Below are 20,809 nucleotides of genomic sequence, written 5' to 3'. Positions count from 1 at the left end.
CCGTTACGCGGTCGCTTCGGACAGCGCCGCAGGCCGCCCCGGCGCGCATTGCGCGGTGGCTGGAATGCCGCTATAGTCGTCGGATCAGTGCGTGGGCGTGGCCGATTTTGCCGGGTCGGCGAGGCCGTTCGCTGCGCCGCGCCATCATGCTTCGTTCACGCCCTTATGCGGTTTTGCGTCCCATCCGCACCGGCCGCGATCATCGTGATCGCCCTACCTTGCCAGCGGCGGCGCTCATCGTCCCATTCCAAAACCAAGTCCCACATCTGAACGACTCCCGAGGAGGCCCGACATGTCCGACAAACTGATCATTTTCGACACCACGCTGCGTGACGGCGAGCAATCGCCCGGCGCGTCGATGACGAAGGAAGAGAAGATCCGCATCGCCCGGCAACTCGAACGGATGAAAGTCGACGTGATCGAAGCGGGCTTCGCGGCCAGCTCGAACGGCGACTTCGACGCGATCCATACGATCGCCGGCCTCGTGAAGGACAGCACGATCTGCTCGCTTGCGCGCGCGAACGACAAGGACATACAGAAGGCCGCCGACGCACTGAAGCCGGCCGATCATTTCCGCATCCACACGTTCATCGCAACGTCGCCACTGCACATGGAGAAGAAGCTGCGGATGACGCCCGAGCAGGTATTCGAGCAGGCCAGGCTTGCGGTGCGTTTCGCGCGCAAGTTCACCGACGACGTCGAATTCTCGCCGGAAGACGGCAGCCGCTCGGATTTGGACTTCCTGTGCCGTGTGCTGGAAGCGGTGATCGCCGAAGGCGCGACCACGATCAACATCGCGGACACCGTCGGCTACGGCGTGCCGGAACTCTATGGCCAACTCGTGAAGACGCTGCGCGAGCGCATTCCCAACTCGCACAAGGCGGTGTTCTCCGTGCATTGCCACAATGACCTCGGCATGGCGGTCGCGAATTCGCTCGCCGGCGTGCAGATTGGCGGCGCGCGCCAGGTCGAATGCACGATCAACGGTCTCGGCGAGCGCGCCGGCAATACGTCGCTCGAAGAAATCGTCATGGCGGTGAAGACCCGCAAGGATTACTTCGGACTCGACGTCGGCCTCGACACGACTCAGATCGTGCCGGCCTCGAAGCTCGTGTCGCAGATCACTGGCTTCGTCGTGCAGCCGAACAAGGCCGTGGTCGGCGCGAACGCTTTCGCGCACGCGTCGGGCATCCATCAGGATGGCGTGCTGAAGGCGCGCGATACTTACGAAATCATGCGCGCGGAAGACGTGGGTTGGGCCGCGAACAAGATCGTGCTCGGCAAGCTGTCGGGCCGCAATGCGTTCAAACAGCGTCTGCAGGAGCTTGGCATCGCGCTCGACAGCGAAGCCGAACTGAACACCGCGTTCGCGCGCTTCAAGGAACTCGCCGATCGCAAGGCGGAGATCTTCGACGAAGACATCATCGCCATCGTCAACGAGGAATCGGCGGAAGCGCACGAGAAGGAGCACTACAAGTTTCTGTCGATGTCGCAGCATTCCGAAACCGGCGAGCAGCCGCACGCGAAGGTCGTGTTCTCGGTAGAGGGTAAAGAGATCACCGGCGAAGCGCGCGGCAACGGACCGGTCGACGCCACCCTCAACGCGATCGAAACGGAAGTGGGCAGCGGCTCCGAACTGCTGCTGTACTCGGTCAACGCGATCACGACCGGCACGCAGGCGCAGGGCGAAGTGACCGTGCGGTTGTCGAAGAGCGGGCGCATCGTCAACGGCACGGGCACTGATCCGGATATCGTCGCGGCATCCGCGAAGGCATATTTTTCGGCGCTCAACAAGCTGTATTCGAATGCGGACAAGGTGAATCCGCAGCGCTCGGAGTAACGCGAGCATGGCGCGCCGGTAGCGCGCGATCGCTTGTGTGGATCGGAGGAGAAGCCCCGTGGTGCTCGGCACACGGGGCTTTTTTCTGCCGTCATCGCGCAGCTGCGGTGGCGCGATATGACGAAACTAGTCCGCCGTCGTGCGCCGCAGCGACCAGCCGCGCGTTGCGCGGGCCTGCTCGCGGACTTGAAATCTGACGTCGACGGTAATCCCACGGCGAGGCGCATCGGCGACGAACGCGTCCAGCAGTTCGCGCACGTCGTGGTCGACGAAATCGGCGCGTGTCGCATCGACGATGACGGTGGCGCCATCCGGAATCTGCTGCAGATAGTGCTTGAGCGGCACCTTACCGAGAAACGATACGTCCTTGCGAAACGACAGCAGGTAGTGATCGCCATGCTGCGCGAGCACGATCGGGCCGCGCAGGTTTGCGTACAGCGCGAACAGCATGCTGCATAGGATGCCGAGCACGATACCGATCAGCAGATCGGTGACGAGCACACCGACGACCGTGACGATAAATGGTGCGAACGGCGCGAATCCCTGCCGCGCGAGCCCGGCGAACAACGACGGCTTGGCGAGTTTGAACCCGGTGAAGATCAGGATCGCGGCAAGGCAGGCGAGCGGGATCAGGTTGATCACGCTCGTGAGCGCGAACACGCTGACGAGAAGCAACACGCCGTGAACGATCGCCGAGAGTCGGCTTTTTGCGCCGGCATGGACGTTCGCGGAGCTGCGCACGATCACCGCGGTGATCGGCAGGCCGCCGATCGCACCCGCGATCAGATTGCCCACGCCCTGCGCCTTCAGCTCGCGATCGGGAGGCGCGCGGCGGCGCTCCGGATCGATCTGTTCGACCGCTTCGAGGCTCAGTAGCGTTTCGAGACTTGCGAGGATGGCGATCGTGATCGCAACGCGCCATATGTCGGGATTGACGAGCTGGGCGAACCGTGGGCCGAAGTCGGCCGACGCGAGCACGGCCTGCAGTGCCGCGAACGATTCCAGCGACGGCAACGCGACCCGCCCTTCGGCGGGCGGTGCCAACGATGGCGCGACGAGATTGAGGGCGAGCGTCGCGCCGATGCCGAGCAGCACCACCGCGAGCGGCGCGGGCATGATGCGCACGACAGCGAAGCGGCGCAGCGCGCGCGTTTCCCAGCCGGCGAGGATCGCGAGCGACAGCAGTGTGATCAGCACGGCGGTCAGTGAGATTGGGCCGAGCGGCGTTGCGACCGCCGCCGCCGACTGGCCGGAGTCGGCGGTGCCGGACAGCCCCAGCGCAACGGGAAACTGCTTGAGGATCAACAGCACGCCGATTGCCGCGAGCATCCCCTTGATCACCGGCGACGGCACGTAGGCGGCGAACCGGCCGGCCTTGAGCATGCCGAAGCCGAACTGGATGACGCCCGACAGCAGTACGGCCAGCAGGAAAGCGGAAAAGCCGCCAAGCCGTGCGATGCCGTCGACGACGATCACGACGAGGCCCGCGGCCGGGCCGCTCACGCTCAGACGCGAGCCGCTCAGCGCGGCAACCACGAGCCCGCCAATGATGCCGGACACCAGTCCGGCAAACGGGTCGACGCCCGATGCGTGAGCAATGCCGAGGCAAAGCGGCAGGGCCACCAGAAAAACGGCCGTTCCGGCGAGCACGTCGCTCTGGAGCGCGGAGAAAGAGGTTTGATTGTCCATGGTGTCGAAGAGCGAGAGGTGGGACGATGGGCGACGAACAGGTATGGCCCGATGACGATTCCGCTGTCGGCTCCGTCCGCGGTTCGAATGGGACGGGCGACGCGCTTCGCTAGGCCGCGCTGTGCGCCGCGGTCGTGCAGGTCATCGCGTCGTCGGCGGTATAGCCGGAGGTGAGAACCTTGATGCGCCCGTCGTCGAGCGCAAAGATCCAGCCGTGCACGAGCGGCGCCGGCTCAGCCTCGTGCACGATCGGGCTCGCCCGTAGCTGCCGCACCTGTTCGAGCACGTTCAGCTCGGCGAGGCGATTGACGCGATCCGGCTCGGTCGCTGCGCCGTCCAGCTCCGAGTGATGCGTTTTGGCGAGTGCGCAGAGCGGCGCGATACGGCGGTTCACATGGGGCAGCGCGGGGTCCGGCGGCAGCAGCGCGGCGCGCACGCCGCCGCAGCCATAGTGGCCGCAGACGATCACATGGCCGACCTTGAGCACCCGCACCGCGTATTCAAGGACGCTCGCGACGTTATCGTCGCCGGGATGAAACAGGTTGGCGATGTTGCGATGGACGAACAGATCGCCGGGCTCGCAATGCGTGATCGTTTCGGCGGGCACGCGGCTGTCCGCGCAGCCGATCCAAAGAATGTGTGGATTCTGTCCGCGCATCAGGTCGCGAAAAAATGCCGGATTACGCGTCGCGGTTTCATGGGCCCACGCGACGTTGGCGACCAGCAGGTGTTTGGGTCGGTTCATCGTAGCAACTCCGTATGAGAGGCAATTGACCTGGCACCGGACCGAAACCGCGTCTGCACGTGATTGCGAGCCGGTGCTCGAACGGCGTTTACAATAACCTTTCTTTCGCAAAATTGTGGACGTAAACAGGATAAAATTCTGTTTTATGCTTAAACAATAAAAAAGCCGCCTATCGAAGGCGGCTTTTTTGAGATTTGGTGCTTCTTCCGAAGAGGGTGCTCAGTGCTCAGAACAGGTTGCGGCGGTCGGGGTCGTGCAGCGGGTCGGGGGTCTTCTGCGTGAGGCGCAAGATGCCCTGGTCATCGAAGTAGAAGTTGTACATCATGTACCAGACGTTGTCTTCGAGATAGCGATAGGTCCAGACTTCGCGCCTCATCAGCGGGAAGTACGACGTTTCGACCGGGCGGCCGAAGTTCACCAGCACGTCGCCGCGTGTCCATTTGCCGATCTCGGCGCGGTAGAACTCGTTGGGCTGCAGCACCTGGCGCATGTTGATGATCTTGCCGGCTGCGTTGATGTCGGCGGCGGTGGTGGTTTCGCCCATCGGTTGGGTCGGCCACATCAGACGCTTGCCGCCGTCGGGCAGATCATAGGTTTCGCGCGGCGGACCGAGACGCGCGATGACCGTCGATGCGTCCGCTCCCGGTTGATACTGCTGCCACGGCTGGGCGCAGCCGGCGAGCGCGAGCACGCTCAGGCAAACGAGCGCGGCGCGGCGCAGACTGGCGCCGGCCGGGGCTGTGATAGCAGCGGCCGTGGGGTGGTGGCGGTTCGGCATGTATTCCTCCGATGGCGTTTGAATAGCGGTTCTTATCATCGAAACGCACCATTTTGACACGCGCTGTGGCGAAAGAACGGCGTTGCTTGCACGTGCGTCGCCATCAAACGGTAACGGATGCGCCGGCTTGCCTATTCCGTGCGCGTCATCCTATGATCCGCGCTTCGAAGATTCAGGCGGGACGACCATGACGGCGATATGGCGAGGGGCGGCGGCGGTTGCGCTGACGGCGATTTCGATGGCGGTGGCGGGAGTTGGCGTGGCTGAGGCGGCGAATCCGGCCTCGACGGGCGCGAGTCAGGCGTCCGCGCAGGAGACCGTTCCGCCCACCGGCAAGCCGGGGAGCCGCGCGGCCACGCTGGCGGCAAGCCCGGCCGGTAATCACGCAAGCAAGTTCGCCAGCCTGCCGGCCGGCAAACTCACCGGCACGCCAATCCAGCTCGCGCTGATCGAAGGCATGTCCGGCCCGTTCGCGAACGCGGGCGCGGCAGTCGAGCGCAATCTGCGTTTCGGTGTCGAGCAGGTCAACGCGCACGGCGGCGTGGAACTCGCGGACGGCGCGCATCCGTTCGAACTCGTCGTGCTCGACAGCAAGGGCAGCACGGAGGAAGCGCTGACGCAATTGCGCGCGGCCGCGGATCGCCATATCGGCTACATCCTGCAGGGCAATAGCTCGGCGGTCGCCGCGGCGCTGATCGGCGCGATCGAGAAGCAGAACAGCCGCGAGCCGGACAACCGCGAACTGTTCCTCAACTACTCCGCCGACGACCCCGCGCTCACCAACGCGGACTGCAGCTTCTGGCACTTCCGCTTCGACGCGCACGCCGGCATGCGGATGGCCGCGCTCGCCGAGGTGATCGAGCGCGACAAGGCGGTGAAAAAGGTGTACCTGCTGAACCAGGATTACAGCTTCGGACACGACGTGAGCAGCCTTGCGCGTTCGACGCTCGCGGCGAAGCGTCCCGACATCGCGGTGGTCGGCGACGAATTTCACCCGATCGGCCGCGTGAAGGATTTCGCGCCGTACATCGCGAAGATCCGCGCGAGCGGCGCGGACGCCGTGATCACCGGCAACTGGGGCAACGACCTAACGCTGCTCGTGAAGGCGGCGCGCGAGCAGGGCCTCGACACGAAGTTCTACACGTTCTACGGCAACAGCCTCGGCGCGCCGGCCGCGCTTGGCGACGCAGGCGTGGGTCACGTGATCGCGGTGGCCGAGTGGCATCCGAATGTCGGTGGCGCGGCCTCCGACGCGTGGTACGCGGCGTTCCGCGCGCGCTTTCCGGCCGCCCAGGACGACTATCCGGTGCTGCGCATGCCACTGATGATCGAAACGCTCGCCGCCGCGATGAGCCGCGCCGGCAGCGCCGCTCCGACGGCGGTCGCGAAAGCGCTCGAGGGCATCCGCTTCGACAACGGTATTCACGCATCGTGGATGCGCGCCGATGACCATCAGCTGATCCAGCCCCTCTACGTGATGCAGATGGACAAAGCAGGCACACCCGGCGTGCATTTCGATAACGAAGGGTCGGGCTATGGCTTTCGCACGGTGCTGGCGATACCAGCCGAACGCACCCTATTGCCGACGGTCTGCCGGATGCGGCGCCCCTGAGCGCCCGCGAGCGACACTCAATCCGCCTTGCTGGCCCGGGGTTCGCGGCCGGAATCGGCTGTGCTACAATACGCGTCCCGTTGCTGGGCTGGGTTCTGATTCAGTTAATTCAGCCACGAACGGGACTCAGTAAATTGTGAAACGGGTATCCCACGGCACGGCCTTTCTTCCGTGACCGCCTGTCCAGTTATCAAGGAAATTGACATGTCCGCAGTTGAAGCAAGCAAGAAGTCCGAAGTCGTCGCGCAATTCGCACGCGCAGCCAACGACACCGGCTCCCCCGAAGTTCAGGTCGCGCTGCTCACGACCCGTATCAACGAACTGACCTCCCACTTCAAGGAGCACACGAAGGATCACCACAGCCGCCGCGGTCTGCTGCGCATGGTGAGCCGCCGTCGCAAGTTGCTCGACTACCTGAAGGGTAAGGACGCGGATCGTTACCGCAGCCTGATCGAGAAGCTGGGTCTGCGTAAGTAATCGGCCAGTCGTTCAGCAAGATGCCTGTGTCAGTTTCGCTGATACAGGCATTTTGTTTTTGCGCGGCGCGCTGCGTGTAACGCGCACCGCCTGTGATCCGCGGCGTATGCCGGTTCGCGCGGCGTCTATGGGCAAGCGCAGTAGCAGTAGCAGAACAGCAGTAGAAGAAGTAACAGGAAACAAGGCCGGGCTTCAGGGCGGAGTTTTGTGTCATTCCAGCGGTTCGCGCGCAGTCGCAGCACGTGACTCTCTGGAATGGCATAGCACGACTCTTCCCATGCGGCGCCGGCCTGGCGTTGCCGCGCCGCTCCGGTCCGCGCGGCATTACGATGAGGAAAAGCAATGACTATGTTCAATAAGATCGTCAAAGAGTTTAAGTGGGGGCAGCACAACGTTCGCCTCGAAACCGGTGAAATCGCTCGCCAGGCGGGCGGCGCGGTGATCGTCGACGTCGAAGATACCGTGGTGCTCGCCACCGTGGTCGGCGCGAAGACCGCGAAGCCGGGCCAGGACTTCTTCCCCCTCACCGTCGATTACATCGAAAAGACTTACGCCGCCGGCAAGATCCCGGGTGGCTTCTTCCGTCGCGAAGGCCGTCCGTCGGAAGGCGAGACGCTGATCTCGCGCCTGATCGACCGTCCGCTGCGTCCGCTCTTCCCGGAAGGCTTCTACAACGAAGTGCAGGTCGTGATTCACGTGCTGTCGCTGAATCCGGAAATCCCCGCCGACATCCCTGCGCTGATCGGCGCCTCGGCGGCGCTCGCGGTGTCCGGTCTGCCGTTCAACGGCCCGGTCGGCGCGGCGCGCGTGGCCTACATCAACAACGAATACGTGCTGAACCCGACGCGTCCGCAGATGAAGGAATCGGCACTCGACCTCGTCGTCGCCGGCACGGAACGCGCGGTGCTGATGGTCGAATCGGAAGCGCAGCAATTGAGCGAAGAAGTGATGCTCGGCGCCGTCGTGTTCGGTCACGAGCAGATGCAGACCGCGATCGACGCGATCCACGAACTCGTCCGCGAAGGCGGCAAGCCCGAATGGGACTGGCAGCCCGCCGCAAAGAACGAAGCGCTGATCGCACGCGTGACCGAACTCGCGCAGGCCGATCTGCTCGCCGCTTACCAGATCCGCGACAAGCAGGCTCGCTCGACCAAGCTGAAGGAAGTCTACGCGGCGACCTCGGCGAAGCTCGAGGAAGAAGCGGTAGCAGCGGGCACCGTGGCGGCCGACAAGGCGTCGGTCGGCAACGTGCTGTTCGACATCGAAGCGAAGATCGTCCGTACGCAGATCCTGAACGGCGAGCCGCGTATCGACGGCCGCGACACGCGCACCGTGCGCCCGATCGAAATCCGCACCGGCGTGCTGCCGCGTACCCACGGCTCGGCGCTGTTCACGCGCGGCGAGACGCAGGCGATGGTGGTCGCGACGCTCGGCACGAAGGGCGACGAGCAAAACATCGACGCGCTCGAAGGCGAGTACCGCGAACGCTTCATGCTCCACTACAACATGCCTCCGTTCGCGACGGGCGAAACGGGCCGCGTCGGTTCGCCGAAGCGCCGTGAAATCGGTCACGGCCGTCTCGCCAAGCGCGCGCTCGTCGCGTGCCTGCCGAGCGCCGACGAGTTCGGCTACTCGATCCGCGTCGTGTCGGAAATCACCGAGTCGAACGGATCGTCGTCGATGGCTTCGGTGTGCGGCGGCTGCCTCGCGCTGATGGACGCCGGCGTGCCGATGAAGGCGCACGTCGCCGGTATCGCGATGGGCCTGATCCTCGAAGGTAATCGCTTTGCGGTGCTGACCGACATTCTCGGTGACGAAGATCACCTCGGCGACATGGACTTCAAGGTCGCGGGTACGGAACAAGGCGTGACCGCGCTGCAGATGGACATCAAGATTCAGGGCATCACGAAGGAAATCATGCAGGTCGCGCTCGCGCAGGCGAAGGAAGGCCGCATGCACATCCTCGGCAAGATGACCTCGGCCGTGGCCGGCGCGAACACCCAACTGTCGGAGTTCGCACCGCGCATGATCACGATCAAGATCAACCCGGAAAAGATTCGCGACGTGATCGGCAAGGGCGGCTCGGTGATCCGCGCGCTCACCGAAGAAACCGGCACGACGATCGACATTTCGGATGACGGCGTCGTCACGATCGCGAGCACGAACAGCGAAGGCATGGCCGAAGCGAAGCGTCGTATCGAAGCGATCACGATGGAAGTCGAAGTGGGCCAGGTGTACGAAGGCACCGTGCTCAAGCTGCTCGACTTCGGCGCGATCGTGAACATCCTGCCGGGTAAGGATGGTCTGCTGCATATCTCCGAGATCGCGAACGAGCGCATCAAGGACATCAACGACTATCTGAAGGATGGCCAGCAAGTGAAGGTCAAGGTCATCCAGACGGACGAGAAGGGTCGTGTGCGTCTGTCTGCGAAGGCATTGCTGAACGACGCGCCGCAAGGCGAGCCGACGCCGCAGTAAGGCGGTAGCGGACAAACGGCCGGCCGTGTCATGCGCGCCGGCCGTTTTTCATGCAGGATGGATTGCGTTGCGCATTCGAATCGCAGCGCGGCGCTACGGCAGACGGCAGCAACGGGTAGGTAACGCAATCCAATCTTGGAGTTGACGCAGATGAAAGCGATCGAAATCACTGAATTCGGTGCGCCGGAAGTCCTCAAGCTGGCGGAGCGTCCGACGCCGCAGCTCAAGGCTGGCGAGGTGCTGATCAAGGTGGCGGCATCCGGCATCAATCGTCCGGACGTGTTTCAGCGCAAGGGCGGCTATGCGCCGCCGCCGGGAGCGTCGGATCTGCCGGGGCTGGAGGTGGCGGGCGAGATCGTCGGCGGCACGATCGACGCGAAGAACAACCCGTTTGGTCTGAAGATCGGCGATCGCGTGTGCGCGCTGCTCGCGGGCGGCGGCTACGCGGAATTTGCGGCCGCGCCGCTGCTGCAATGCCTGCCGGTGCCGACGGGGTTGTCGGATATCGAAGCGGCTTCGCTGCCCGAGACTTTTTTCACGGTGTGGAGCAACGTCTTCAATCGCGCGCAGCTCGGCCAGGGCGAGGGCGGTGCGAATGAAACGCTGCTCGTGCAGGGTGGTTCGAGCGGCATCGGCGTGACGGCGATCCAGATTGCGCACGCGCTCGGCTTCCGTGTGTTCGCGACCGCGGGTTCGGACGAAAAGTGCCGCGCGTGCGAAGCGCTCGGCGCCGAACGCGCGATCAACTACAGGACTGAAGATTTCGTCGAAGTCATCAAGTCGCTGACCAACGATCGTGGCGTCGACGTGATCCTCGACATGGTGGCAGGCAGCTACGTGCCGCGCGAATTGTCGGCTCTCGCCGACGGTGGCCGTATCGTACTAATTGCGCTGCTCGGCGGCGCGAAGGCGGAGCTGAACCTGAACGAAGTGTTGCGTCGCCGTCTGACGGTTACCGGTTCCACACTGCGACCACGGCCGATCGAGTTCAAGGCGCAGATCGCCGCGCAACTGAAGGAGCGCGTGTGGCCGCATCTCGAAGCTGGGCGCATCAAGCCGGTCGTGCATCGCGTGTTTCCGGCCGCCCAGGCTGCCGACGCGCATGCGCTGATGGAAAGCGGCACGCACGTCGGCAAGATCGTGTTGACGTGGGGTCAGGAGGCTTGACGTCATCGGTTTGACCCGATCCACCCCACGCAGTAAAATTGCGCGTTTTGCGCGCGCCGGATCAATCCGACGGGCGGGCCGCGAGCGCAGGAACAAACTGCAGCGAGGCGCGAGCGAAGTCCGCCGGCAGCAGGCCGGACTGGCAAGACAGGACAATACGAGACGATGTCGAATCAACAACGAGCCAAACTGGTAGTCGGTAATTGGAAGATGCATGGGCGGCTCGCCGCCAACGCCGCGTTGCTGCAGGCAGTGGCACAGGGCGCCAGTGAATTGCCGGCCGACGTGCGCGTCGGTGTGTGCGTGCCGAGCCTCTATCTCGGGCAGACTCAGTCGCTGCTCGAAGGCAGCCCGGTCGTGTGGGGCGTGCAGGACGTGTCCGCGTTCACGCATGGCGCCTATACCGGCGAAGTGGCTGCGCCGATGGTGACGGACTTCGGCGCCACGTTTGCGATCGTCGGGCACTCGGAGCGCCGCGCGTATCACCGCGAAAGCGCCGAACTGGTCGCGGTGAAAGCGCAGCGTGTGCTCGAGGCGGGTTTGACGCCGATCGTGTGCGTCGGCGAAACGCTCGAAGAACGCGAAGCGGGTTGCACCGAGCAGGTCGTCGGCGGTCAGCTCGACGAGGTGCTCGCGAAGCTGTCGGCTCAGGAAGCGGCTCGCCTCGTCGTCGCGTATGAGCCGGTGTGGGCAATTGGCACCGGCAAGAGCGCATCGGCGGCACAGGCGCAGGCCGTGCATGGGTTCCTGCGCGCACGTCTCGCGGCCAAGGGTGCGGCGGACGTGCCGTTGCTATACGGCGGCAGCGTTAAGCCGGACAACGCGGAAGAACTGTTCCGTCAGCTCGATATCGACGGCGGCCTGATCGGCGGCGCGTCGTTGAAAGATCAGGATTTCCTGGCGATCTGCAAGGCGGCCGCTGCGACCAGCGTGGCTGGTTAAGCTGGGCGTCTCGGCGAGGATGACTCCATTTCGCGCAACACACAGTGTGCGGCGCGGTTAAATAAAGACTCAGGTGAGTGTGATGCTGTATTTGAAAACATTGATTATCGTCGTTCAGTTGTTGTCGGCGTTCGGGGTCATCGGACTTGTGTTGCTGCAGCACGGCAAAGGTGCCGATATGGGCGCGGCTTTCGGCAGCGGCGCGTCGGGTAGCCTGTTCGGTGCGACGGGTTCGGCGAACTTCCTGTCGCGTACCACGGCAGTGCTCGCAGCGCTGTTCTTTGCCACGACACTGGCACTCACTTACCTTGGTGCGTATCACGTGAAGCCGTCGGCAGGCGTGCTGGGCGCGGCAGCTACTGCGCCGGTCGCGGCTTCGCCGGCTGCGGGCTCGGCCCCGGTGGCGGCAGCGCCGGCTTCGCCTGCGTCGGTTCCGGCGACGGGCGTGCCGAAATAAATTTTCGGCGGACGTGGTCTTGTGCGTTGAACAATCTGCTTAAGCAAGTTACAATTGAAGTCTTGAAGCGATTCGCGGGTTTTGCAAGTTGTTTTCCCGGATTGCATATAGTGCCGACGTGGTGAAATTGGTAGACACGCTATCTTGAGGGGGTAGTGGCGAAAGCTGTGCGAGTTCGAGTCTCGCCGTCGGCACCAAATGTTATCTAAATGCCAGCCGTTTGCTTCGCTTCGGCTGGCATTTTCACTTCTGGCGTATCGCTGTACGGCTTACGTCATGCGCGTTGAGGAAGTGATTTCGCGTCAGGGGTGCTATGCTCCTGACGGCACTCAGAACCAACCGATTGAGGATTGTCTTGAACCTCGCAGCCTATTTCCCCGTTTTGCTGTTCCTTATTGTGGGCACCGGTTTAGGCGTAGCACTGGTCAGTATTGGCAAGCTCCTCGGTCCCAACAAGCCCGACACCGAGAAAAACGCACCGTACGAGTGCGGCTTCGAAGCATTCGAAGATGCGCGCATGAAATTCGACGTGCGCTACTATCTCGTCGCCATTCTCTTCATCATTTTCGACCTTGAGACCGCATTCCTGTTCCCGTGGGGCGTGGCGTTGCGTGACATCGGCTGGGCTGGGTTCACGGCAATGATGATTTTCCTGCTCGAGTTCCTGCTTGGCTTTGCGTACATCTGGAAGAAGGGCGGCCTCGACTGGGAATGATGGATTAATCGCCGGTTTGCGTGGGTGGCCAGGCTTGCCGCCCCGTCTGGAGTGGAAAGCAAATGAGTATCGAAGGGGTCTTGAAGGAAGGGTTTGTCACCACTACGGCGGACAAACTGATTAACTGGACGCGCACCGGTTCGCTGTGGCCGATGACGTTCGGTCTTGCGTGCTGCGCGGTCGAGATGATGCATGCGGGCGCTGCCCGTTATGATCTCGACCGTTTCGGCGTGGTGTTTCGTCCGAGTCCGCGTCAGTCGGACGTGATGATCGTCGCCGGCACGCTGTGCAACAAGATGGCGCCCGCTCTGCGCAAGGTTTACGACCAGATGGCGGAGCCGCGGTGGGTGATCTCGATGGGCTCATGCGCGAACGGCGGTGGCTATTACCACTACTCGTACTCGGTGGTGCGCGGCTGCGACCGGATCGTCCCGGTCGACGTGTACGTGCCGGGTTGTCCGCCCACGGCGGAGGCGCTGGTATACGGCGTGATCCAGCTGCAAGCCAAGATTCGCCGCACTAACACCATCGCCCGTCAATAAGGCCAACGCCTCCCCACAATATGGCAAGCAAACTCGAGACCCTGAAAGCGAACCTCGAGGCGGCCTTTGGCGGCCTCCTGTTGAGCGTGACCGAGTCGGTCGGTGAATTGACGATCGTCGTCAAGGCCGGCGACTACCTCAACGTGGCAAAGCGTCTGCGCGACGATCGCTCGCTCGGTTTCGAGCAGTGTGTCGACCTGTGCGGCGTCGATTATCAGACCTATGCCGAAGGCGCTTACGACGGCCCGCGTTTTGCGGCAGTGCTGCATCTGCTGTCGGTACAAAACAACTGGCGTCTGCGGCTGCGCGTATTCGCGCCGGACGACGACATGCCGATCCTGCCGTCCGTCGTCGATATCTGGAATTCGGTCAACTGGTACGAGCGCGAAGCGTTTGACCTGTACGGCATCGTCTTCGAAGGTCACCCGGACCTGCGCCGCATTCTGACCGACTACGGTTTCATCGGTCATCCGTTCCGCAAGGATTTCCCGGTCTCCGGCTACGTCGAGATGCGTTACGACCCGGAAGAGAAGCGCGTCGTTTATCAGCCGGTGACGATCGAGCCGCGGGAAATCACGCCGCGCGTGATCCGCGAGGATCGCTATGGCGGTCTGAAACACTAAGAGAACGTCATGGCAGAGATCAAGAACTACACGCTCAACTTTGGTCCGCAGCACCCGGCAGCGCACGGTGTGTTGCGTCTCGTGCTCGAACTCGACGGCGAAGTGATCCAACGCGCCGATCCGCACATCGGTCTGCTGCATCGCGCGACTGAAAAGCTCGCCGAAAGCAAGACGTTCATCCAGTCGGTGCCGTACATGGACCGTCTCGACTACGTGTCGATGATGGCCAACGAGCACGGCTACGTGCTCGCCATTGAAAAGCTGCTCGGCATCGACGTGCCGCTGCGCGCGCAATACATTCGTGTGCTGTTCGACGAAGTCACGCGCGTGTTGAATCACCTGATGTGGATTGGCTCGCACGCGCTCGACGTCGGTGCGATGGCGGTGTTCCTGTATGCGTTCCGCGAGCGCGAAGACCTGATGGACGTGTACGAGGCGGTGTCGGGCGCGCGCATGCACGCGGCCTACTATCGCCCGGGCGGCGTCTATCGCGATCTGCCTGACGCAATGCCGCAATACAAGGCGTCGAAGATTCGCAATGCGAAGGCGTTGTCGAAGATGAACGAAAACCGTCAGGGTTCGCTGCTCGACTTCATCGACGACTTCTTTACGCGCTTCCCGAAGTGTGTCGACGAATACGAAACGCTGCTCACCGACAACCGGATCTGGAAGCAGCGTCTGGTTGGTATCGGCGTGGTCAGCCCGGAGCGCGCGCTGCAGCTCGGCATGACCGGCGCGATGCTGCGTGGCTCGGGCATCGAGTGGGATCTGCGCAAGAAGCAGCCGTATGAGGTTTATGACAAGCTCGACTTCGACATTCCGGTCGGCGTGAATGGCGACTGCTATGACCGCTATCTGGTGCGCGTCGAAGAAATGCGCCAGTCCACGCGTATCGCGAAACAGTGCATTGAGTGGCTGCGCAAAAATCCGGGCCCGGTAATGACGGACAATCACAAGGTTGCGCCGCCGTCGCGCGTCGGCATGAAGTCGAACATGGAAGATCTGATCCACCACTTCAAGCTTTTCACCGAAGGCTTCCATGTGCCCGAAGGCGAGGCGTATGCCGCAGTCGAACATCCGAAGGGCGAGTTCGGCATCTATCTGATCTCGGACGGCGCCAACAAGCCGTATCGTTTGAAGATCCGCGCCCCGGGCTATGCGCACCTGTCCGCGCTCGACGAAATGGCGCGCGGCCACATGATCGCCGACGCAGTAACGATCATCGGCACGCAGGACATCGTGTTCGGCGAAATAGATCGCTAGGACGTATTCATCGACGCGCGTCTGCGGTCGTCGCACCGCCACGCGGGTCAAGCAAAGGAACGCCGGGTCTGTCGCAGTATGACGTGAGCGACAGGTTTTCGTTCGGTAGGAATTGAAAGAGTCGTGTCTGAAAATGATCTCAGCTGAAGGCCTGAAAGAAATCGATCGTGCGGTCGCAAAGTACCCCGCGGATCAGAAACAGTCCGCCGTGATGTCGGCGTTGGCCATTGCTCAAACGGAGCATGGCTGGCTGTCGCCCGAACTCATGCAGTTCGTCGCGGATTATCTCGGCATGCCGGCAATCGCCGTGCAGGAGGTAGCGACCTTCTACACGATGTATGAGACCTCGCCGGTCGGCAAGTTCAAGATCACGCTCTGTACGAACCTGCCGTGCCAGCTCGGCCCGGACGGCGGTTCCGAAAGCGCCGCTGAATACCTGAAGCAGAAGCTCGGCATCGACTTCGGCGAAACCACGCCCGATGGCAAATTCTCCCTGAAAGAAGGTGAGTGCATGGGTTCGTGCGGCGACGCGCCGGTGATGCTGGTGAACAACCATCGCATGTGCAGCTTCATGAGCCGCGAGAAGATCGACCAGCTGCTCGAGGAACTTTCGAAATGACGTCTTTACACGATCGTCACATCAAACCGCTGATTCTCGCCGGCCTGAACGGCGACAACTGGCATCTCGAAGACTATGTGGCGCGCGGCGGTTACGCCCAGCTGCGCCGCATCCTGGAAGAAAAGATCGCGCCCGAGCAGGTGATCGCCGACGTCAAGGCGTCGGGTCTGCGCGGCCGCGGCGGCGCGGGCTTCCCGACCGGTCTGAAATGGAGCTTCATGCCGCGTCAGTTCCCGGGCCAGAAGTACCTCGTCTGTAATTCGGACGAGGGCGAGCCGGGTACGTTCAAGGACCGCGACATTCTGCGCTTCAATCCGCATTCGCTGATCGAAGGTATGGCGATCGGCGCGTACGCGATGGGCATCACGGTCGGCTACAACTATATTCACGGCGAAATCTGGGAAGTCTATAAGCGCTTCGAAGAAGCGTTGGAAGAAGCTCGTCGCGCCGGGTTCCTCGGCGACAACATCATGGGCTCTGGCTTTTCGTTTGAGCTGCATGCGCATCACGGTTACGGCGCGTACATCTGTGGCGAAGAAACCGCGCTGCTCGAATCGATCGAGGGCAAGAAGGGGCAGCCGCGCTTCAAGCCGCCGTTCCCGGCGAGCTTTGGCGTGTACGGCAAGCCGACCACGATCAACAACACCGAAACGTTCGCGGCGGTGCCGTTCCTGCTCGCCATCGGCCCGCAGAATTACCTTGAAATCGGCAAGCCGAACAACGGCGGCACGAAGATTTTCTCGGTGTCGGGCGACGTCGAGCGTCCGGGCAATTACGAAATTCCGCTCGGCACGCCGTTCGCGACGCTGATGGAACTCGCCGGCGGCATGCGTGGCGGCAAGAAGATCAAGGCTGTGATTCCTGGTGGTTCGTCGGCGCCGGTGATTCCGGGCGAGATGATGATGCAGACCGACATGGATTACGACTCGATCGCGAAGGCCGGCTCGATGCTCGGCTCGGGCGCAGTGATCGTGATGGACGAGACGCGCTGCATGGTGCGCTCGCTGCTGCGCCTGTCGTACTTCTATTACGAAGAGTCGTGCGGTCAATGCACGCCTTGCCGTGAAGGCACGGGCTGGCTGTATCGCGTCGTTCATCGTATCGAGCATGGTCTCGGCCGCCAGGAAGATCTGGATCTGCTGAACTCCGTCGCGGAAAACATCATGGGCCGCACGATCTGCGCGCTCGGCGACGCGGCCGCGATGCCGGTTCGGGGCATGCTCAAGCACTACTGGGACGAATTCGAATATCACGTCGCCCACAAGCATTGCCTCGTCGGCGGCCATGCCGGCATGGCGGCGGCGCCCGAAACCGTGGCTGCCTGAGTCGGGCCGACAGGTTTGGCTGACGGATAACTACCAGACGAACACCTCAACCGCAGGATTCATCGCCCGAAGCGGGCGATGAACACGCGAACGATTGAGCGGTAACAGGTTAAGGAAGATTGACCATCATGGTTGAACTGGAAATAGACGGCAAGAAAGTCGAGGTGCCTGAAGGCAGCATGGTGATCCAGGCTGCGCATAAGGTCGACACCTACATTCCTCACTTCTGCTATCACAAGAAGCTGTCGATTGCGGCCAACTGCCGGATGTGTCTGGTCGATGTCGAGAAGATGCCGAAGGCCGTGCCCGCGTGCGCGACCCCGGTGTCGGCCGGCATGATCGTGCGCACCAGGTCGGACAAGGCGGTGAAGGGCCAGCAAGCCGTGATGGAATTCCTGCTGATCAACCATCCGCTCGACTGCCCGATCTGCGATCAGGGTGGCGAATGCCAGTTGCAGGATCTGGCCGTTGGTTACGGCAAGTCGTCGTCACGCTATAGCGAAGAAAAGCGCGTGGTGTTCCACAAGAACGTGGGTCCGCTGATCTCGATGGAAGAGATGTCGCGCTGCATTCACTGCACGCGTTGCGTTCGCTTCGGCCAGGAAATCGCCGGGGTGATGGAACTGGGCATGCTGGGCCGCGGCGAGCATGCGGAAATCACATCGTTCGTCGGCAAGACGGTCGACTCCGAGCTGTCGGGCAACATGATCGACCTGTGCCCGGTCGGCGCGCTCACGAGCAAGCCGTTCCGCTACAGCGCCCGTACGTGGGAGCTGTCACGCCGCAAGTCGGTGAGCCCGCACGATTCCGTCGGTGCGAACCTCATCGTGCAGGTGAAGAACAATCGCGTGATGCGCGTTCTGCCGTTCGAAAACGAAGCGATCAACGAGTGCTGGATCTCGGACAAGGACCGCTTCTCGTACGAAGGCCTGAACAGCCCCGAGCGTCTGACCAAACCGATGCTCAAGCAAGGCGGCCAGTGGGTCGAAACCGACTGGCAGACCGCGCTCGAATACGCGGTCAAGGGTCTGAAGGGCATCAAGAGTGACCACGGCGCGAACGCGCTTGCCGCACTGTCGAGCGCGCACAGCACCGTCGAAGAACTGTTCCTGTTGAAGCAGATCGCGCAAGCGGTCGGCACGCCGAACGTCGACTTCCGTCTGCGTCAGTCGGATTTCTCGGCGCCCGTTACTGGCGCGCCCTGGCTCGGCGGCACGATCGCCGATCTGTCGAACGTCGATGCGGCGCTCGTGATCGGCTCGGATCTGCGCCGTGACCATCCGCTGCTCGCCGCGCGTTTGCGCCAGGTCGCACGAGGCGGTTCGGCACTTACGCTGCTCCAGGCTACCAACGACGACGCGATGATCCCTCAGGCGCAATGCGTGGTCGCGGCGCCGTCGGCATGGCTCGAGGTGTTGGCAGGCATCGCCGGCGCGGTGGGCGAAGCGAAGGGCGTCGCGCTGCCGGAAGCATTCGCGGGCACGCAGCCGACGGACGCGCACAAGCAGATAGCGAAATCGCTGACTACCGGCGAGCGCCGCGTCGTGCTGCTCGGTAACGAAACGGTCCGTCATCCGGACTTCGCGGCGATCCACGCCGCGGCGCAATGGATTGCCGAGGCAACCGGTGCAACGCTCGGTTTCCTGACCGAAGCGGCCAATACGGTCGGCGCGCACCTCGTGAACGCGCTGCCGGGCGAAGGCGGTCTGAACGCGCGCGAAGTGTTCGAGCAGCCGCGCAAGGGCTATCTGCTGTTGAATCTCGAGCCGGAATTCGACACGGCCAATCCGGCGCGGGCGCTTGCGGCGCTGAAGCAGGCCGAAATGGTCGTCGTGATGTCGCCGTTCCAGACCGGCGCCGACTACGCCGACGTGCTGCTGCCGATCGCGCCATTCACCGAATCGGGCGGTACGTTCGTCAATGCCGAAGGCACGGTGCAGGCGTTCAACGGCGTCGTGCGTCCGCTCGGCGACACGCGTCCGGCCTGGAAGGTGTTGCGCGTGCTGGGCAGCCTGCTCGGCGCGCCGGGCTTCGAATACGACACGGTCGAAGAAGTGCGTGCGGCCGCGCTCGGCGACGGCGAGCTGAAGTCGCGTCTATCGAACCGCACCAGCGTCGCGGTGACGCGCGGCCAGGCCGTGAAGGCGGCGGAAGGCAAGTTCGAGCGTCTCGCGAACGTGCCGATCTATCATGCCGATGCGCTCGTGCGTCGCGCGGAGTCGCTGCATCTGACCGCGGCGGCCCGTACGGCGAATTCGGTCGGCCTGCCGGCTGCGCTGTTCGACAAACTGGGTTTGAAAGAGGGCGACGCGGTGCGCGTTCGTCAGGGCGAGCAAGCGGTGCAGTTGCCGGCCGTGCGCGATGCGAATCTTGCGGAGACAGTCGTCCGCGTATCGGCGGCTACGCCTGCCGGTGCAGCGCTGGGCAGCCTGTTCGGTGAACTGGTGGTGGAGAAGGCGTAAATGAGCTTGTTCGATACGATCAACTCGGGCGGCGCCCAACTTCTCGGTGTGGCATGGCCCACGGTGTGGGCGCTCGTGCGCATCCTGGTGGTGGCCGTCGCGATCCTGCTGTGCGTCGCTTACCTGATCCTGTGGGAGCGCAAGCTGATCGGCTGGATGCATGTGCGTCTCGGTCCGAACCGCGTCGGTCCCGCCGGGCTCTTGCAGCCGATCGCCGACGTGCTGAAACTGCTGCTGAAGGAAGTGATCCAGCCCGCTCAGGCAAGCCGCTGGATCTACATGATCGCGCCGATCATGGTGGTGGTGCCGGCCTTCGCGGTCTGGGCGGTGATTCCTTTCCAGGCGGGCGCGGTGCTCGGTGACATCAACGCGGGTCTGCTATACGCGATGGCGATCTCGTCGATCGGCGTGTATGGCGTGATTCTGGCCGGCTGGGCGTCGAACTCGAAGTACGCGTTCCTCGGCGCGATGCGCGCCGCCGCGCAGATGGTCTCGTACGAAATCTCGATGGGCTTCGCGCTGGTGGTCGTGCTGATGACGGCCGGCACGCTGAACCTGTCGGGCATCGTCGGCTCGCAGGAGCAGGGCTTCTTCGCCTCGCACGGCCTGAACTTCCTGTCCTGGAACTGGCTGCCGCTGCTGCCGATGTTCGTCGTGTACTTCATCTCGGGCATCGCCGAAACGAACCGCCACCCGTTCGACGTGGTGGAGGGCGAATCGGAAATCGTCGCGGGCCACATGATCGATTACTCGGGTATGGCGTTCGCGCTGTTCTTCCTCGCCGAGTACATCAACATGATCGTGATCTCGGCATTGGCTGCAACACTGTTCCTCGGCGGCTGGAGCGCCCCGTTCGGGTTCCTGTCGTTCATCCCGGGCATCGTCTGGCTCGTCGCCAAGGTTTTCTTCCTGTTGTCGGTGTTCATCTGGGCGCGTGCCACGTTCCCGCGCTACCGCTATGACCAGATCATGCGTCTCGGCTGGAAGATTTTCATTCCGGTCTGCGTGGTGTGGCTCGTGGTGGTCGGCTTCTGGATCATGTCGCCGTTGAACATCTGGAAATAAAGGGCGGACG

The 20,809-nt window shown here is 63.0% G+C and carries 18 protein-coding genes and 1 tRNA gene; 16 read left to right on the top strand and 3 right to left on the bottom strand.

From position 1 onward, the window contains the following. Window positions 1-292: 292 nt before the first annotated feature. Entirely contained in the window at window positions 293-1,840 is a 1,548-nt protein-coding gene (locus tag OKW39_RS05970) for a 2-isopropylmalate synthase (protein WP_018420003.1), read from the top strand. 126 nt (window positions 1,841-1,966) lie between these two features. On the opposite strand, the gene OKW39_RS05965 is transcribed toward OKW39_RS05970, so the two are convergent. The 3 genes from OKW39_RS05965 to OKW39_RS05955 form a co-directional block, all read right to left on the bottom strand. Beyond that, a complete protein-coding gene (locus OKW39_RS05965) occupies window positions 1,967-3,529 on the bottom strand; it encodes a SulP family inorganic anion transporter (protein WP_090803753.1) in 1,563 nt (520 codons plus the stop codon). 109 nt (window positions 3,530-3,638) lie between these two features. Continuing rightward, a complete protein-coding gene (locus tag OKW39_RS05960; protein WP_018420005.1) occupies window positions 3,639-4,274 on the bottom strand; it encodes a carbonic anhydrase in 636 nt (211 codons plus the stop codon). A 226-nt stretch (window positions 4,275-4,500) separates the two neighbouring features. Then, window positions 4,501-5,052, bottom strand: a complete 552-nt coding sequence (locus tag OKW39_RS05955) for a hypothetical protein (RefSeq protein WP_090803756.1) — start codon at window positions 5,050-5,052, stop codon at window positions 4,501-4,503. A gap of 187 nt (window positions 5,053-5,239) precedes the next feature. On the opposite strand from OKW39_RS05955, the gene OKW39_RS05950 reads away from it, so the two are divergent. The 15 genes from OKW39_RS05950 (at window position 5,240) to nuoH (ending at window position 20,799) form a co-directional block, all read left to right on the top strand. Next, window positions 5,240-6,664 carry a branched-chain amino acid ABC transporter substrate-binding protein gene (locus OKW39_RS05950; protein ID WP_429562264.1) on the top strand — a complete coding sequence of 475 codons (1,425 nt, stop codon included), beginning with the start codon at window positions 5,240-5,242 and terminating at the stop codon, window positions 6,662-6,664. A gap of 204 nt (window positions 6,665-6,868) precedes the next feature. Further along, window positions 6,869-7,141: a 30S ribosomal protein S15 gene (gene rpsO, locus OKW39_RS05945; RefSeq protein ID WP_008920609.1), complete on the top strand. Its 273-nt coding sequence runs from the start codon at window positions 6,869-6,871 to the stop codon at window positions 7,139-7,141. 342 nt (window positions 7,142-7,483) lie between these two features. Further along, complete coding sequence (pnp, locus tag OKW39_RS05940) at window positions 7,484-9,619, top strand: polyribonucleotide nucleotidyltransferase (RefSeq protein WP_429562263.1); 2,136 nt, start codon at window positions 7,484-7,486, stop codon at window positions 9,617-9,619. A 150-nt stretch (window positions 9,620-9,769) separates the two neighbouring features. Next, on the top strand, window positions 9,770-10,786 hold the full coding sequence (locus OKW39_RS05935) for an NAD(P)H-quinone oxidoreductase (RefSeq protein WP_184028504.1): 1,017 nt from the start codon (window positions 9,770-9,772) through the stop codon (window positions 10,784-10,786). Window positions 10,787-10,951: 165 nt separating this feature from the next. Next, on the top strand, window positions 10,952-11,728 hold the full coding sequence (gene tpiA / locus OKW39_RS05930) for a triose-phosphate isomerase (RefSeq protein WP_090803761.1): 777 nt from the start codon (window positions 10,952-10,954) through the stop codon (window positions 11,726-11,728). An 82-nt stretch (window positions 11,729-11,810) separates the two neighbouring features. Beyond that, the gene (gene secG, locus OKW39_RS05925; protein ID WP_090803763.1) at window positions 11,811-12,185 is read left to right on the top strand and encodes a preprotein translocase subunit SecG; all 375 of its coding nucleotides are present in this window, start codon (window positions 11,811-11,813) and stop codon (window positions 12,183-12,185) included. A gap of 112 nt (window positions 12,186-12,297) precedes the next feature. After that, window positions 12,298-12,382: transfer RNA gene (locus OKW39_RS05920), tRNA-Leu, on the top strand. A 158-nt stretch (window positions 12,383-12,540) separates the two neighbouring features. After that, complete coding sequence (locus OKW39_RS05915) at window positions 12,541-12,900, top strand: NADH-quinone oxidoreductase subunit A (RefSeq protein WP_018420012.1); 360 nt, start codon at window positions 12,541-12,543, stop codon at window positions 12,898-12,900. Between the two features lie 62 nt (window positions 12,901-12,962). Next, window positions 12,963-13,442 (top strand): NuoB/complex I 20 kDa subunit family protein, encoded by a 480-nt coding sequence (locus OKW39_RS05910; protein WP_006052903.1) that lies wholly within the window; start codon window positions 12,963-12,965, stop codon window positions 13,440-13,442. Between the two features lie 20 nt (window positions 13,443-13,462). Then, the gene (locus tag OKW39_RS05905; protein ID WP_090803764.1) at window positions 13,463-14,065 is read left to right on the top strand and encodes an NADH-quinone oxidoreductase subunit C; all 603 of its coding nucleotides are present in this window, start codon (window positions 13,463-13,465) and stop codon (window positions 14,063-14,065) included. A gap of 9 nt (window positions 14,066-14,074) precedes the next feature. After that, window positions 14,075-15,328, top strand: a complete 1,254-nt coding sequence (locus OKW39_RS05900; protein ID WP_184072120.1) for an NADH-quinone oxidoreductase subunit D — start codon at window positions 14,075-14,077, stop codon at window positions 15,326-15,328. Between the two features lie 133 nt (window positions 15,329-15,461). After that, window positions 15,462-15,947 (top strand): NADH-quinone oxidoreductase subunit NuoE, encoded by a 486-nt coding sequence (gene nuoE / locus OKW39_RS05895; protein WP_090803767.1) that lies wholly within the window; start codon window positions 15,462-15,464, stop codon window positions 15,945-15,947. After that, complete coding sequence (gene nuoF / locus OKW39_RS05890; protein WP_090803768.1) at window positions 15,944-17,272, top strand: NADH-quinone oxidoreductase subunit NuoF; 1,329 nt, start codon at window positions 15,944-15,946, stop codon at window positions 17,270-17,272. Before nuoE ends, nuoF begins: the two co-directional genes overlap by 4 nt. Before the next feature lie 128 nt (window positions 17,273-17,400). Beyond that, a complete protein-coding gene (gene nuoG, locus OKW39_RS05885; protein ID WP_429562262.1) occupies window positions 17,401-19,734 on the top strand; it encodes an NADH-quinone oxidoreductase subunit NuoG in 2,334 nt (777 codons plus the stop codon). Continuing rightward, complete coding sequence (nuoH, locus tag OKW39_RS05880) at window positions 19,735-20,799, top strand: NADH-quinone oxidoreductase subunit NuoH (protein ID WP_187610967.1); 1,065 nt, start codon at window positions 19,735-19,737, stop codon at window positions 20,797-20,799. Window positions 20,800-20,809: the final 10 nt, after the last annotated feature.

Origin of the sequence: Paraburkholderia sp. MM6662-R1 (genome assembly GCF_050436245.1) — a bacterium.
GTDB classification, from domain to species: Bacteria; Pseudomonadota; Gammaproteobacteria; order Burkholderiales; family Burkholderiaceae; genus Paraburkholderia; species Paraburkholderia tuberum.
The sequence above is the reverse complement of the archived record's forward strand: the minus strand, read 5'-3'. Positions and strand labels throughout refer to the sequence as shown.

Bases quoted from the DNA above. Each gene is read 5' to 3' on its own strand.
- OKW39_RS05935 (WP_184028504.1), top strand. From the start codon at position 9,770: ATGAAAGCGATCGAAATCACTGAATTCGGTGCGCCGGAAGTCCTCAAG.
- OKW39_RS05965 (WP_090803753.1), bottom strand. From the start codon at position 3,529: ATGGACAATCAAACCTCTTTCTCCGCGCTCCAGAGCGACGTGCTCGCC.
- tpiA (WP_090803761.1), top strand. From the start codon at position 10,952: ATGTCGAATCAACAACGAGCCAAACTGGTAGTCGGTAATTGGAAGATG.
- pnp (WP_429562263.1), top strand. From the start codon at position 7,484: ATGACTATGTTCAATAAGATCGTCAAAGAGTTTAAGTGGGGGCAGCAC.
- OKW39_RS05900 (WP_184072120.1), top strand. From the start codon at position 14,075: ATGGCAGAGATCAAGAACTACACGCTCAACTTTGGTCCGCAGCACCCG.
- rpsO (WP_008920609.1), top strand. From the start codon at position 6,869: ATGTCCGCAGTTGAAGCAAGCAAGAAGTCCGAAGTCGTCGCGCAATTC.
- OKW39_RS05905 (WP_090803764.1), top strand. From the start codon at position 13,463: ATGGCAAGCAAACTCGAGACCCTGAAAGCGAACCTCGAGGCGGCCTTT.
- nuoF (WP_090803768.1), top strand. From the start codon at position 15,944: ATGACGTCTTTACACGATCGTCACATCAAACCGCTGATTCTCGCCGGC.
- secG (WP_090803763.1), top strand. From the start codon at position 11,811: ATGCTGTATTTGAAAACATTGATTATCGTCGTTCAGTTGTTGTCGGCG.
- OKW39_RS05950 (WP_429562264.1), top strand. From the start codon at position 5,240: ATGACGGCGATATGGCGAGGGGCGGCGGCGGTTGCGCTGACGGCGATT.
- OKW39_RS05910 (WP_006052903.1), top strand. From the start codon at position 12,963: ATGAGTATCGAAGGGGTCTTGAAGGAAGGGTTTGTCACCACTACGGCG.
- OKW39_RS05970 (WP_018420003.1), top strand. From the start codon at position 293: ATGTCCGACAAACTGATCATTTTCGACACCACGCTGCGTGACGGCGAG.
- nuoG (WP_429562262.1), top strand. From the start codon at position 17,401: ATGGTTGAACTGGAAATAGACGGCAAGAAAGTCGAGGTGCCTGAAGGC.
- nuoE (WP_090803767.1), top strand. From the start codon at position 15,462: ATGATCTCAGCTGAAGGCCTGAAAGAAATCGATCGTGCGGTCGCAAAG.
- nuoH (WP_187610967.1), top strand. From the start codon at position 19,735: ATGAGCTTGTTCGATACGATCAACTCGGGCGGCGCCCAACTTCTCGGT.
- OKW39_RS05955 (WP_090803756.1), bottom strand. From the start codon at position 5,052: ATGCCGAACCGCCACCACCCCACGGCCGCTGCTATCACAGCCCCGGCC.
- OKW39_RS05960 (WP_018420005.1), bottom strand. From the start codon at position 4,274: ATGAACCGACCCAAACACCTGCTGGTCGCCAACGTCGCGTGGGCCCAT.